The sequence below is a fragment of the Zhenpiania hominis genome, assembly GCF_014333425.1.
GTDB lineage: Bacteria > Bacillota > Clostridia > Peptostreptococcales > Anaerovoracaceae > Hominibacterium > Hominibacterium hominis.
Genome location: NZ_JACRYT010000014.1, coordinates 57,098 through 71,351 on the forward strand (window position 1 = coordinate 57,098; position 14,254 = coordinate 71,351).

At 48.7% G+C, this 14,254-nt stretch carries 13 protein-coding genes; 4 read left to right on the forward strand and 9 right to left on the reverse strand.

Features of this window, described 5'->3' with window-relative positions; all coding sequences use genetic code 11:
- Positions 1–149: 149 nt before the first annotated feature.
- Genes H9L42_RS11965 through H9L42_RS11975 form a run of 3 tightly spaced genes read right to left on the reverse strand, consistent with a single transcriptional unit; the run spans position 150 to position 2,078 of the window.
- Positions 150–983 (reverse strand): hypothetical protein, encoded by an 834-nt coding sequence (locus tag H9L42_RS11965; protein WP_187303636.1) that lies wholly within the window; start codon positions 981–983, stop codon positions 150–152.
- On the reverse strand, positions 973–1,713 hold the full coding sequence (locus H9L42_RS11970; RefSeq protein WP_187303637.1) for an ABC transporter ATP-binding protein: 741 nt from the start codon (positions 1,711–1,713) through the stop codon (positions 973–975). The genes H9L42_RS11965 and H9L42_RS11970 overlap by 11 nt, the downstream gene beginning before the upstream one ends.
- Positions 1,710–2,078 (reverse strand): GntR family transcriptional regulator, encoded by a 369-nt coding sequence (locus tag H9L42_RS11975; RefSeq protein WP_187303638.1) that lies wholly within the window; start codon positions 2,076–2,078, stop codon positions 1,710–1,712. Before H9L42_RS11975 ends, H9L42_RS11970 begins: the two co-directional genes overlap by 4 nt.
- A gap of 300 nt (positions 2,079–2,378) precedes the next feature.
- Between H9L42_RS11975 and H9L42_RS11980 the strand changes: the two genes are divergently transcribed.
- Together H9L42_RS11980 and H9L42_RS11985 are read left to right on the forward strand one after the other, a co-directional pair.
- Positions 2,379–2,765 (forward strand): BlaI/MecI/CopY family transcriptional regulator, encoded by a 387-nt coding sequence (locus H9L42_RS11980; RefSeq protein WP_187303639.1) that lies wholly within the window; start codon positions 2,379–2,381, stop codon positions 2,763–2,765.
- On the forward strand, positions 2,758–4,503 hold the full coding sequence (locus H9L42_RS11985) for a BlaR1 family beta-lactam sensor/signal transducer (protein WP_187303640.1): 1,746 nt from the start codon (positions 2,758–2,760) through the stop codon (positions 4,501–4,503). Before H9L42_RS11980 ends, H9L42_RS11985 begins: the two co-directional genes overlap by 8 nt.
- 17 nt (positions 4,504–4,520) lie before the next feature.
- On the opposite strand, the gene H9L42_RS11990 is transcribed toward H9L42_RS11985, so the two are convergent.
- From H9L42_RS11990 to H9L42_RS12005, 4 genes are all read right to left on the reverse strand, one after another.
- Positions 4,521–6,581: a penicillin-binding transpeptidase domain-containing protein gene (locus H9L42_RS11990; protein WP_243235765.1), complete on the reverse strand. Its 2,061-nt coding sequence runs from the start codon at positions 6,579–6,581 to the stop codon at positions 4,521–4,523.
- A gap of 145 nt (positions 6,582–6,726) precedes the next feature.
- Positions 6,727–7,272, reverse strand: a complete 546-nt coding sequence (locus H9L42_RS11995; protein WP_187303641.1) for a nitroreductase family protein — start codon at positions 7,270–7,272, stop codon at positions 6,727–6,729.
- Positions 7,273–7,389: 117 nt separating this feature from the next.
- Positions 7,390–8,298, reverse strand: coding sequence for a DUF445 domain-containing protein (locus H9L42_RS12000; RefSeq protein WP_187303642.1), 909 nt, complete (start codon positions 8,296–8,298; stop codon positions 7,390–7,392).
- A 25-nt stretch (positions 8,299–8,323) separates the two neighbouring features.
- The gene (locus tag H9L42_RS12005) at positions 8,324–9,739 is read right to left on the reverse strand and encodes a deoxyguanosinetriphosphate triphosphohydrolase (RefSeq protein WP_187303643.1); all 1,416 of its coding nucleotides are present in this window, start codon (positions 9,737–9,739) and stop codon (positions 8,324–8,326) included.
- 184 nt (positions 9,740–9,923) lie between these two features.
- Here H9L42_RS12005 and H9L42_RS12010 point away from each other — a divergent pair, with 184 nt between their 5' ends.
- Both H9L42_RS12010 and H9L42_RS12015 read left to right on the forward strand, forming a co-directional pair.
- Positions 9,924–10,358 (forward strand): zinc ribbon domain-containing protein, encoded by a 435-nt coding sequence (locus H9L42_RS12010; protein ID WP_187303644.1) that lies wholly within the window; start codon positions 9,924–9,926, stop codon positions 10,356–10,358.
- Between the two features lie 2 nt (positions 10,359–10,360).
- Complete coding sequence (locus tag H9L42_RS12015) at positions 10,361–11,089, forward strand: protein kinase family protein (RefSeq protein ID WP_187303645.1); 729 nt, start codon at positions 10,361–10,363, stop codon at positions 11,087–11,089.
- Here H9L42_RS12015 and H9L42_RS12020 read toward each other — a convergent pair.
- Positions 11,053–12,468 (reverse strand): amino acid permease, encoded by a 1,416-nt coding sequence (locus H9L42_RS12020; RefSeq protein ID WP_187303646.1) that lies wholly within the window; start codon positions 12,466–12,468, stop codon positions 11,053–11,055. The two genes, H9L42_RS12015 and H9L42_RS12020, sit on opposite strands and share 37 nt — an antisense overlap.
- 111 nt (positions 12,469–12,579) lie before the next feature.
- Positions 12,580–14,124, reverse strand: coding sequence for a sodium:solute symporter family protein (locus H9L42_RS12025; RefSeq protein ID WP_187303647.1), 1,545 nt, complete (start codon positions 14,122–14,124; stop codon positions 12,580–12,582).
- Positions 14,125–14,254 lie beyond the last annotated feature (130 nt).

Here is a 14,254-nt window from a genome sequence, read left to right on the forward strand (position 1 = left end):
CTTTAAATTATAGTACAATGACTCCAGACAAAATAGAAAATGTCAAAATCAGCAAGAAAAAAGCGACCTTAATAAAAGGAGAGGATATGTATCGGGCACTTGATACATATCCTTTTCCCTTTACTCTCCACTCCAATACAATTCAGGCTTTACTGCAGGTTCAGCTTTAAGCTGAGAATCCGTTCCGTTATCACATGGAACCCCACAAGCTGGACCGCGGTTAGGAGAAACAGAATTCCCGCGCCAATCTGCCCGGCCCGGAAGACGTTATCCGCTCCTCCGGAAATAACCGTATTGAGCCATTGGCTGATCCCCAGGTTTTCCGCCGCCACCATGACAATCGCGGAGAGGATTGTAATCACAAGATTCAGCCCGATATAAGCGCCAAGGGCCAGTAGCACTCTGTGCTTATTGGCAAGCTGCCCGATAGCCAGCGACGCGTAGATCTGGTAAATGCTTTTCAGCAGGGATAGGAGGATCAGAATCACTCCTTCCACGAAAAACAGAATGTACCAAGGGTCCTTGTCCAGAAAAGCGCCCACGGCTCGGAACATCTCCGGAACGGCTTTAAATCCATTTGCCCCCGCCAGCGCCAGTATGGATAAAAATGCCACAATCATGCTGACCAGAACAACTCCCGCCGCTACAACGCCTTTCGATGTGATCAGCTGCCATGGTTTAACCGGAAGTGTATGCATCAGGTAGCCTTCGTCCCCCAGCAGGCCCCTGTAAAATCGCATGACGACAATTACCAGGGTTGTTACAACCAGTACGGCAAAAACCGCCGCGTACATGAGTCCGGTCACCAGTTCCACAATACCTACCAGAACATTCAGCTTCTGCTCTCCATCATCGAAAAACATATCCCCCAGAACATGGATGCTCAGGCTGAAAAGCAGACTTGCCGCGATCAGCGCGGCCCAGATAACTGCCATAAGTTTAATACTGGATCGCATCTCATATTTGATCAATTTACCTGTCATTTCCATTCACCCCTCTCGCAAACGGCACCATGCGAAATGTATCTCTGAAAACATCGTCGATGGATTTTCCTTCCTTCTCCTTAATCGCATCCACAGTCTCGTGCCTTACGACCTTTCCTTCTTTTATAAACACAACTTCGTCCAGCACCCTTTCAATATCTGAAATCAGATGGGTAGAAAGGATGACGGTCCCCTCCTCATTATAATTGTTGATGATCGTCGTCAGAATGTAATCTCTGGCTGCCGGATCTACGCCGGCAATGGGCTCGTCGAGAAGATAAAGCTGCGCGTTTCTGCTCATTACCAGAATCAGCTGTACCTTTTCCCTCGTCCCTTTGGACATAGTCTTAATCCGATCCTCTTTGTCGATATTCAGGGCCGCGCACATTTTTTCCGCCTTGCTCCTGTCAAAATCCTCATAGAATTCGTCGAACATGCTCAGAATGTCTTTTACATTCATCCAGTCCGCGAAATAGGTCCGATCCGGCAGGTAACTTACAATGGATTTGGTGTAGACTCCCGGCGTCTTTCCATCGATGAAAAGCTCCCCCTTTGTCGGCTGGATCAGCCCGTTCATCAGTTTGATCATGGTGGTTTTTCCGCTCCCGTTCGGTCCCAGAAGTCCGATGACTTTTCCCCTGCCTATGGTTAACGTTACATTGTCGAGAGCAAGTTTTTTGCCGAATCCTTTGCTGACACCCCGAAATTCGGCCAGTGGCGCTTTTTTCATTTTTCTTCTTCCTCTCTTTCTTTTATCATCTTCACAATATCATCCGCGTTGTAGCCGATAGCGGCCATTTCTTTGATAAACCGCTCGATACTTTCCTTGGCAATCATCTCTTTCATCCGTTTCACCAACCCTTCATCCCTTGTAACGGTTCTGCCTGCCGTCCGGTTTGTTGTTACGAATCCATCGTTTTCCAGCTCACTCAGAGCCCGCTGCATCGTATTGCGGTTGACTCCCGCGTCTTCCGCCAGTTCTCTCACCGTTGGAAACGCGCCGCCCATAGCGAACTTTCCCGCGACGATAGCGACAATCAGCTGCTGCTTCAGCTGCGGCCAGATCGGCCTGCTGTCATCAAGTTTCCATTCCACACCTTACCCCTCCTTCTTGATTTCTGGTTTGCCGTTTTGTCTTATTGTTTTATTGTCCTATGCGCTTAAGACAATATTAATATATACCAGCCTGTCGGATTTTGCAACCCTTTTTTCGGATTTTAGTTAATTTTTTTGACGAGACGCGGGACAGCCCCCGGATTTGAACACAGAACGCTTTTCACAAATCGCCGGATTTACAACTCTTGACCTTGGACCGGTTTCCCTCTATAATATTACATATGTAAGTCTTACAGGCCCACGGGCCGCGGATGAAAGCGGATAAGGAGGACAGGGAATATGAAACAGGTTCCGCAGATTTCCCAGGCGGAATATGAAGTGATGAAAATAATCTGGAAGTACGCGCCCATCGCGACTTCGCAGGTCGTAGAAAGGCTGTCGGACAGCAAATGGAGTCCTAAGACCATTCAGACCATGCTGCTGCGGTTGGTGAAAAAAGGCGCGCTTGCCAATGAAAAGCAAGGGCGTTCCTTTGTATACACGCCTCTTGTAGGCGCGGAGGAGTACCGGCTTCAGGCCAGCCACCGTTTTCTCGATCGGCTGTACGACGGCGCTCTCGGCTCTATGGTTCTGAATTTCATTGAGCAGGATCAGCTCTCTGAGGAAGAAATCCAGTCTCTAAAGGCTCTTCTGGACGGAATGGATAAAGGAGAGAAAGATGACTGATTTTGTTTTTTACGGCTTCCTCTATTCCGGGTTTCTTATCTGCTTGATTCTATCCATTTTCCTGGTAAAAAAACTGTTTTCCCAAAGGCTTACAATCCGCTTTCATTATTACATATGGCTTGCCCTTCCCGTCAGCGCAATCGCCCTGTTTTTTCCGGATTCAGGGACTTACGGGCAAGCTCACATCGCCCAGACGGCCAGCTCCGCCGGCAGCGCTTCCGGAAGTCCTCTCTGGGGAAGCGCCGCCGGCACGCTGCAGGATTTCGCGGTAAACAGCCGCAGCGGTTTTGGAGAAACGCTGTGCATCGTGCTGTCTGCCATCTGGCTGGCAGGAATTCTGATAATGCTAACCCGACTGGGAATCGCGCTGCGCCATACTGCAGGACTCTGCCGGAGAGCCGCATCCCTGAAAGCAGAACAACAGACTTTCGCGGTCTGTGAGTCCGCGGCGGATCTTTTAAATCTGAGACAGCCTTATCCAGTAGCCATTTCCGCGGAAATTCAGAGCCCCGCTACGGTTCGCGTGCTGCGGCCTCAGGTGCTGCTGCCCGTTTCTTGCGTCCACGGGCAGGAGAAGGATCTCCGCTATATCCTGCTCCATGAATTCACGCACTGCAAATATCGCGATCCCCTGTTCAACCTTCTGATGCAGCTATTTCTCTGCCTCAACTGGATGAACCCCGCAGTCTGGTATGTGGTGCGCCAGATGGAAGCAGACCGTGAAGCCTGCTGTGATCACCTTGTTCTGGAAGCGCTGTGCGGCCGCGAACGAATCGAATACGGACACGTCCTTCTTTCCTGGGCCGGCCGCGACAAAGCAGTCGCCGCTGTCGGAATGGGCAGCGGCAGGACAATGCTGCACCGACGCATCCTGCGAATCGCTTCTTATAAACCCGATTCGTCCCTCCGCCAAAAAGGCAGCGCCCTGCTTCTTTTAGCGGCAATGCTGCTTACCTTTGTGCTGGCGCCATCGGTTCATGGTCTGTCTGGCAGCCGTTTCCAACCTTCCGAAGACTTAAACATCTCTTATGAAAACTTGGAATCGTATTTTGACGGACAGGAGGGCAGCTTTGTTCTGTATAGCCAGAATCAGGACCATTACACCATCTACAACAAATCTGCCAGTACAGCCAGAGTGTCGCCCAACTCCACCTACAAAATTTACAGCGCTCTGGCGGCTTTGGAGGCAGGAGTCATTGAAAGCTCAAATTCCTCACGCCAGTGGGATGGAACGAAATACGCTTTTCCCCAGTGGAACCGCAGGCAAACACTCCGATCTGCCATGCAAAATTCGGTTAACTGGTATTTCCAGGGACTGGATCAGCAAATGGGACAAGACGCGCTTCAGGACTTTTATCATAAAATCGGCTATGGGAATGAAAATTTAAACGGCGGGATTTCCAGCTACTGGATGGAATCTTCGCTGAAAATCTCGCCGCTGGAACAGACCATGCTGCTTACGGACTTTTATGAAAATCAGTGGCATTTGAAAGAAAGCTCTGTAAGCGCCGTGAAAGACGCACTGCTGATTTCCCAAAATAAAGGCGTCCGCCTTTCCGGCAAAACAGGAACCGGTATGAAAGACGGACGCGAAATGAGCGGATGGTTTATCGGATACGTAGAGTCTTCCCAAGGGCTTTTCGTTTTTGCCCTCAATCTCCAGGGAGAGTCCGGCGCTTCGGGAAGCCGCGCCGCCCAGATCGCCCTCCGCATTTTAGAAGACCGTCAGATTCTCTGACAGCCAGCCGGCGGCTTTTAATCCGCCGGCATATATTTTTGAAGGATTTTTTTACTCTTATTCACCACATAGGCGCTGCCGCCCCTGTCCTTCACATCTTCCACCATAGTCACCAGAAGCAGGGAATTCTCTTTGTTTCCTTTTTCATTGTATACACAGAACCATCCCAACTCCGTACCGGAAGTATCATCTTGGGAAGTCTTGATCTCCGCGGTTCCTGTTTTTCCTGCCAGGAGGGTGTCGGAAAGCTGCGCCCCGTGTCCGGTACCGTTTTCGTTTTGAATCACTTCAATCAGATCCGAGCGAATCTGAGATACAGCGCTTTTGCTGAACACATCTTCCAACCAGGTTTCGGTCTTGCCGCTGGTTTCCAAATACGGCTTTATCATGTCTCCTTCATTAAAAAACGCCGAGTACATACTAGCCAGATGCAGGGGATTCACAAGGATCTCCCCCTGTCCGTACCCGCTGTCCGCCAGTTGAATTTCTGTGGACATCGGCTTTCCATCATTGGTATACTGAGACGGGTTCATCTCCACCGCAAAGGGAATCTCCTGTCCGAATCCCGCTTTCTGAAGAGACTGGGCCAGGGTATCCGCCCCAATCTGCAGAGCCGCCTTGGCGAAATAAATATTGTCCGAATAAATCAGAGCGTTTTTCAGGTTGGCTGCTCCGCTGTATTCATGAAGGGTTGTCACACTATATCCGCCCCAGCTGCTGTCTTTCTGCCAGCTGAGACCGCTGTGCCCCATATCCTGATCGGCCTCCAGCTTTCCCGAAGTGATACCGACAGCTCCTACAATGGGCTTCAAAGAAGATCCCGGACACCATGTTTGTTTAAAGCGGTTATACATGGGACTGTCTTTATCATTATTCAGTTCCTTCCAGCGGTTTTCCGACATACCCACTACAAAGTCATTGCTGTCATAGGAAGGCGTGCTGACTAGCGCCAGGACCTCGCCGGTCTTTGGATTCATGGCTACGGTACAGCTTTTGTCCTCTTTATAGGTATCATACAGGGCGCTCTGAAGCTGAGCGTTGATTGTAAGATGAATATCCTCTCCATCCTTCTGCTTCGTCTCCGCCAGCACCGCTTTTTCGTTTCCGTCTTCATTGTAAATCACAATTTTTTCGCCGTCGATACCGTGCAGCCGCTGCTCATACAGCTTTTCCAGGCCGCTCTTTCCGATGACACTGTATTCATCGTATCCCTTGTCTTTTCGTGATTCCAGCTCTTCAGCGCTGATTCCCTGTACATATCCCACCAGGTGCGCTGTATCTTCAGCCAAAGGGTAAACCCGGCTTTCTTCATCGCCGATGATCACTCCCGGAATCTCCAGCAGCTGTTTCTGCACTTCCGCGTTTTCCAGATCCACGGTACTGGAAGAATTTTCATTGACCTTTTTCAGCTTTTTAATAGGTACCAGCAGATCATCCTTAACCCATTCCGCGTCCAGCTTATTCTCAATATCGGAAACCGACATATCCAGAAGCTCCGCCATTCTTTTCAGATCCGCGGAAGGCTCTTCGCTCATTTTTCCGGGAATCAAACCGACAGAAGCCACAGCTCCCTTTCCTGCCAAAAGCTTTCCGTTCCGATCGTAGATATTTCCCCTTTCCGCTTCTAAAGTTACGACTTTTACGGTATCCTCGCTGCCAAGCTGGGGAAAAATCAGTCCATCGGTCCAGGCAATCCGGTATCTCCCGTCTTCTTTATGTATATTCATTTCATTTGGAAAACGGATTTCCCCTGCCGAAGAATCCAGGATCGTCCGATAAGAAACGGCCCCTTCTTTTTCCTTAAAAACCCGGATCGTAATATTCTTCGCTCCGATGCCTTCATATATATTTTGATTGCGGGTGACAAATTCCTTTTTACTCACCTGGTTTCTGCTTTCCTCGTCCAACATTTCGTACATGGAATCATACTCCTGCCGCTCAATACAGGCCATATACTGTTTCAAAACCGCTTCCGGCGATTTGAGGATCGCAAACCTGTAAATCAGCAGAGCCGCGGCGATCAGGATCAACACCCCCGCCACAATAACCAAAATCTTATGTTTTTTCAAAAGCTCCATCTCTATCTTCCTCCATTACACTTACATTTGTAATCTTTTTAAATCTTACACCTGTAAGCGATAAAAGTCAATCTTTTAAAAAGAAAAAGAGACATACCGCGATTTTTATTGACGCAATATGTCCCCTTTCCTTTTTATTTTCGTTCTAGTCCAGATAAGTCACTAAATCTTCCACACTTTTGCGTCTCGGCGCTTTGGGCTCTTCATCCGGATACCCCATAGCAATCAGCGCCGCCACTTTTTGACCTTCCGGAACCGGGATAACCTCGCTTACTTTCGATTCATCAAAAATTCCCATAATAACGGTGCCTACCCCTTTGTCATGGGCGGCCAGACAGAAAGTCTGCGTCGCGATTCCCGTATCGAACACACCCCAGTCCGCGCCCTTCGGCGTTGTCGCGGATCCGTCTTTTTCCATTCCCGACCGTCCCTCGATCATCGTTACAATCACCAGCGCCGGAGCTTTGCGGATCGTATCGATGTTATATTCAAATCCCAGAACGCAGCCATCGGCAATCTGGTTCATCTTGTCCCGATCTTCGGTTACGATATATCTTGTCACCTGTGTATTTTTCCAGGATGGCGCGTAAGCAGCCGCCCCTATGATTTCGTTAATAACCTCATGAGGAACTTTTCTATCCTGAAACTTACGGATACTTCTTCTCTCTTTTATACACTGAATTGTTTCCATTATGAATCCTCCATTCTCAGACAATGCAGCCTGAATTGCTCTTATAAACTGATTCTACCACCTTGAATTCAGGAATACAAGGAAGAAATTCCACACCTGCCGCGGAGCTACGTTTGGCTACAGCATATCTACCAGCAAATTCAACAATCCGATTACAAAGCCGATCAGCGCGCCCAGATTTACAATCGCGTTCAGTTCTTTTTTCATTACAGAAAAAATCAATGCTTCCAACGCAACTACATCCATTTCTTTAATTTTTGTTTCCGCAATACCGGCTACATCAATGGATTCCGTGATCATGCCTACTGAGTCTTCCACGCAGGTATCATAAAGCACATCAACGATTTTATCTACCTCATCTTTTTTCAAAGGAATACGGGAAGTCAGACTTCCCAGAGACCCAGCTTCCATCCTGGCAATTTCTCCAGCTACAATCGGTCGGATTTTTGCCGCGCCGTTTTCTTCGATATAGTTCTCGATTTCTTCACCGATAGGAGCCGCAATGGACTGAATCATCTGCTCATTGAGCATCATCGAAAGCATCGTTCCTTTCACTTTTTCCCGAATCAATTCAGTCCCTTCCCGAACGACAATCTCACTGATATCCATTTGCCTTAGCGCGCCCACAGCCTTTTCTGTAATCAGATCTTCCAGCCGTTCCCGCAAGGGTTCGTAGCGCTCCTCCGGAATATAGGACGTAATCGTCTGCCCCACAGAAACAGAGCTTTCTTTGGATTCTTCAAAACGTCTCCAGAGATCTTCTGTAATTGCGCCTTTTATGGATTCCGAAGGGATGGCCTGCGCTAAATCCTTTTTCGTCAAAAGCACATCTCCAATAGCGCTTCCCACAGCTGCCGCCAGTTCGTTTTTTCGCTTTGGAATCATTCCCGGCGTAAAGGGCAGTCTGTGCCCGAACAAGAAAACCGGTCGATGTGGTCTGAAGAGCATCTTCACTGCAATATAATTAGTCAGATAACCGATCAGCGCCCCGATCAGAGGCCCCGCAATCAGCTTGAGTACAAACATGTCAACAATTCCTGCCTTTCCTTATCTAATGAATTCCATTTAACTCCTGATACAACGATTTCGCAAAGCTGTCTGTCATCCCGCAGATAAAATCGGTTACCAGCAAAAGGCGCAGATACAGCTTTTCCGTTGAATCCCGGTCCTTTGCGTAAATGTGATAGATTCCTTTATAGTTATCGGAGATCAGCGCCATCAGTTTTTCCTGTACCGCGCTCTGCCCATGTCCCGTATCGTAGTATATCGCGGCATCCACAAAGCGATCCAGCAGAAAACGAAAGATCGTTTCCGCCGCAATCTCCAGCTTTAAAATCGGTTCCCTACAGAACACATATTGGAACGCGATTTCCCCCAGCGCCTCCATAACCGGCTGCGCGTAAGTGCCCGCAAACAGATCCGATTTACAAGTACCCGCCATAATAGACTCATAGTTCCGGGTAAATCCGTAAGTCGCCGCGGCGATCAGCTTTCCCTGCAGAAAAATAATCCAGTTCTGAATCGCGTTCAGTTCCGGCGAGGAAAGGTTTCTTTGCAGCGCCTTCTGATATCTCCGCTCCAGATTATCCACAATACGGTCATATTCACTGACATCCGCGGAAGCTTTCGGCCTGCGGCTTTTCATCTCACGGACCAGCTGTTCATAAGAAATGCAGCCTTTTTTGCATGCGTCTTCAATATCCGCAGTCTTATAAGCAATATCGTCCGCCGCTTCCAGAATAAAGGTCAGCGGGTGGCGGCAGCCTTCCGTTCCCAAAGTATTCTGCAGGTCCTTAAAAATCTCCCGCTCCGCGTAATAGTAACCCATCTTTTTGTCTTTGATATTCCCGCTATTTTTATTAATTTCCAGAGAAGAAACCGGATATTTGATAATCGTGCCCAAGAGAGCCTTCGTCAGATTCATACCATGTTCGTCCACTAAAAAATGAAGCTTCGTCACCAGTCGAAGGGCCTGGGTATTTCCCTCAAAATGATAAAAATCTTCCCGCATCTGCGGACTTAGGATTTTCTCAATCGGCGCTCCTTCAAATTCCAGACGCGGAAGGTTTTCCCGGAACCACTGGCGGATCGCGGTCTCGCCGAAATGCCCGAAAGGCGGATTTCCAATATCATGGAGCAGACCGGCACATTGCAGAATGTCGCATATATACGCCTTGTATTCCGGCAGAAAGGAATCATCCCGCACGGTCCGCAAAATCTTTTCCGATATGTTCTGCCCCAGAGATTTCCCAAAAGACGAGACCTCCAGAGAATGAGTCAGCCTTGTACGAATAAAATCACTTTTATCCAAAGGAAAGACCTGGGTTTTGTCCTGCAGACGTCTGAAAGACGCGCTGTTAATAATTCGATGATAGTCTTTTTCAAATTCCGTTCTCAAGTCACCCGAACCGGCCGAAGCCCGTATGCCGCGAAACCGCTGAGAGCAGAGAAGCTTGTTCCATTCCATCTTTCGCCCCCTCCTTTTGACGGTATATTATACTACAGGCCGGCGCGCTTGTCCAATTTTGCCGAAAAAAACACAACATTTATACGCGGAGTAAAATCTCCCTTTTTTTAATTCATTTTTAATGTTTCACATCTATAATAAATAAAAGCTGTAATTTGACGCACTCAAAGGAGATGATGTATAAATGAGTATGTTTTCAAGATCGAGCGGCAGACGGCCGTATCGTAACCCATATCAAGGCAGCCGTCACTATCAGAGAAAAGGTCTGTTTGGTGAACTTCTGGGAAGCTTCATGGGCTCCTTCAGCAGTCGTTCCGGACGTTATTATCAGCAAGGAGGCTATCCTCCGGGGAACTATCCCCAGGGCAATTATCCGCCTCAGAACGGCTATCCACAAAGCAGCGGCTACCCACAGCAGCCCCCGCAGAATTCAGGTACCGGGATTTCTCCTGTCGGCAGCGCCTTCTGCCCCAGTTGCGGCGCCAAGGTGCCCGCAGGCTCCAAATTCTGTCTGGAGTGCGGCGCGAAAATGGCAGATGCCAATACATGCCCAAGTTGCGGCCAGCAACTGCCGCCGGGGGCAAAATTCTGTCCCGGTTGCGGAACACCAAGGAAATAACGATGCTTTTATTTGGAAAGCGCTATATCGGACGGAGTTATAATGGATATCACATCTGCCGTCTTATGGGGCAAGGCCGTTACGGAGCCTGCTTTGAAGCGGTCGCGCCTGACGGCCGGGAGGTGGTCCTCAAACGGTTTCACAACCGCATGAAAAAAAAGAACCGGGGAAAAAACCATTTTGAACCGGTCATTTTGTCCACACTTTCTCATCCGTCCGTACCTTCCCTGCTTGGTATTATCAACGCGGGGAAGGATTACTTTTTTGTGCTTGAAAAAATGCCGGGAGATTCGATCGAAACAATGATCTTTTCCAAGCGCCACAAATTTTCACAGACAGAGATTTATCGAATTGGTCTTGAACTGATCGATATTATCTCTTATTTGCATGCAAACAATGTGGTACATCGGGATATCCGTCCCTCCAATGTACTCTGGGACGGCAGCCGGGTTTCCCTGCTTGATTTCGGACTCGCCCGTTTTTTGGATGAAGGCAGATATCATCCTTCGTCTGATTTTTCCTATCTCGCGGATTTCCTGCTATACCTTTGCTACTCCTCTTATTCCGGAAAAAAAGCGCGAAAAAAATCCTGGTGCGAAGAGTTGGATCTCCGCCCAGGACAAACCATCTTTTTGAAACGGCTCTTTGGAACAGAGCCTCCTTATGAGACAATTTCTCAAATTCGCCGGGACTTTCAAGAGTTTTTCGTGCCTTCCGATTCTCCGGACTGACGTCCCAGTCGGCTGTGTTTTCTTCCGTATCCAAAATAAATCAGAAAACCAAAGAGGGTCCACGCGAAAAAAGCCGCCCATGTAATCCAGTCAAGCTGTATCGCGAGAAATCCGCAGAGAACCACTGCCGCAACAGGAATAAAGGGAACTGCCGGCACTTTAAAGTCACGGGGAAGTTCCGGATGCCGCTTTCTCAGGGAGATAACCGTAACAGCTACAAAGACAAAGGCCCAGAGCGTACCGATATTGCACAGCTCCGCAATCATATCAATTGGGAAAAATCCCGCCAGTACACATCCCAGCGCCCATGTACAAATAATCGCCTTATCCGGTACTTTTCTCCGGCTTACCTTTGAAAAGGTAGCGGGGAGAAGTCCCTCTCTGGAAATGGAATAGATCAGCCTTGACTCGCTCCCTAAGAGAACCAGGACTCCTGTCGTAAGTCCGGCAATCGCGCCTACCGATACGAGGGCGGATCCCCACCGAATTCCGATTTCATTCAGAGCGTAAGCAACTGGCGCCGCCACGCCCGCATAAACCGAATATTTAACGACTCCCGTCAGCATGAGCGTTACGATCATATAAAGAATCGTCGCAATTACCAGCGATCCAATGATTCCTCTGGGCATATTTTTCTGCGGATCCTTTACCTCTTCCGCGGAATTGGAAATAGCGTCAAACCCCAGATAAGCGAAAAAGACAACTGCCGCTCCGGAAAAAACGCCGGACCAGCCAAAGGGCATAAATGGATCGTAATTGGATGGATCAATATGGCGAGCCACCAGAATGATGAACAGAAAGATCACCGCCACTTTCACAAAGACCAGAATGTTATTCAGCTTTGCGCTCTCCCTTGCGCCCCGCAGCTGCAGCAGCGCCATCAGCGTAATAATGAAGACTGCCGGCAGATTCAGGAATCCACCGCTAAAAAAGTCTGCTCGCAGAAAAGGAGGCAAAGAAATTCCCATCAACTGAAAGATATTCGAAGCATACGCGGACCAGCCCACCGCGATAGACGCCATAGCGACGACATATTCCAAAGTCAGACACCAGCCGATAAACCAGGCGAAAACCTCCCCCAGCCCCGCATACGCAAACGTATACGCGCTTCCTGAAGCGGGGACGGCAGACGCCAGCTCCGCGTAGCAGAGAGCCGCGCATCCGCAGGCGATTCCTGCCAACGCGAAAGACAGGATCAGTCCCGGCCCCGCATGTTCCGCCGCGGCGACACCGGTAATGACAAAAATGCCGGAACCGATAATAACGCCGACTCCCATCATCGTCAGTTCAAAAGCGCCCAGGGTGCGGCTGAGCCCGCCTTCCTTACTATGCGTCTTTATAATGGCTTCCACAGGCAATTTTCTCATGATCTCTTTCATTTCCAGCGTTCCCTCTTTATCCTCTCTATGATATATTTCTTCTTATATTATTAACGTGTATTTTCTATTGCTGATTATACAGAAAAAACCGTAATAGATAAAGATATTTCTTTATTCCTTATCACTCAGGGAGAACTTTGCCGCAACGGTTACGGGTTCCTCATACCAGGAGAAGCAACTGTCTACTAATTCCCTATCCAGTTTTGGCGTCAAAAGACTGACAACCGGAACGATAATCATTCCGCCCAGCATAGCAAAGGCTCCCGCATTGATAGAAGACTGGAGAATCGATGGGAACATTTCATTGAACAGCAGATTCAGAATCATGATTCCCGCGCCCCAGATAAAGCTGCACCAGCACGCAGTCTTTGTTGTTCCCTTCCAGTAGAGGCCGTAAAGCAGCGGCGCCAAAAAAGCTCCGGCCAACGCGCCCCAGGAAATACCCATCAGCTGCGCGATAAAGGTTACCGCGCTCTTGTACTGAACAATGGCAATCACAACGGAAATGGCGATAAATACCACAATTAAAATCCGCATTACCAGCAGCTGAGCCTTTTCGCTCATACCCTTTACAATATTATCCTTCAGAAAATCAATCGTCAGCGTAGAACTGGAAGCCATAACCAGCGAAGAAAGCGTGGACATGGAAGCGGAAAGCACCAGCAGCACCACAAGCCCGATTAAAACATCCTGCAGATTGGAAAGCATCGCCGGAATAATCGCGTCATACCCTTCTGCCTCCACGTTGATCTGATCGGAAAAGAGTCTGCCGAATCCCCCGAGAAAATAACAGCCGCCTGCTACGATCAGGGCAAACATAGTTGAAATAATCGTTCCTTTATGGATCGACTTTTCACTTTCAATGGCATAAAACTTCTGTACCATCTGCGGCAGCCCCCAGGTTCCCATGGAGGTCAGCAGCACGACCCCTAAAAGATTCAGCGGATCCGGACCGAAAAAGGACGCAAAGGCGCCCGGCGTCGCGGTCACCGACGGATCTTCTACTCGCGCAAGGCCGTCGATAGCCGCCATAAATCCGCCTTTGCTGGTAAGCACCGCCGCAATTACTGCGATAATACCAAAGATCATGATGATCCCCTGAATAAAATCATTAATCGCGGTTGCCATATATCCTCCCGCAATAACATAGATTCCTGTCAGCACGGCCATGATAATGATGCAGACAGTATAATCGATATGAAAGGCCATCCCAAAGAGCCTGGAAAGACCATTATATAACGATGCTGTATAAGGAATTAAAAAGATAAAGGTAATTGCGGAAGCTCCGATTTTGACGGATTTGCTGCCAAACCGCGCTCCGAAAAATTCCGGCATAGTGGCCGAATCCAGATGCTGCGTCATAATTCTCGTCCGTCTTCCCAGAATTACCCACGCGAGCAGCGAACCGATCAGCGCGTTTCCTACCCCGATCCAGGTAGAAGCGATCCCGTACTTCCATCCGAACTGCCCGGCATATCCAATGAAAATAACAGCGGAAAAATAAGATGTGCCGTAAGCAAAGGCCGTCAGCCACGGGCCTACCGAACGGCCTCCCAGCACAAAGCCGTTTACATCGGTCGCGTGTTTTCTGCAGTAAAAACCGATAGCGATCATAATCGCAAAGAAAATACAAAGCAGTAAGATTTTGATAAACATAGTTTTTTCGTCCTGGTATATTGTAATTGACTCATTTAGCAAGTCATCTACAAGATACACTGGTATATTGTAATTGACTCATTTAGCAAGTCATCTACAAGATACACTTTCCTTTCTATCAACCTTCTTC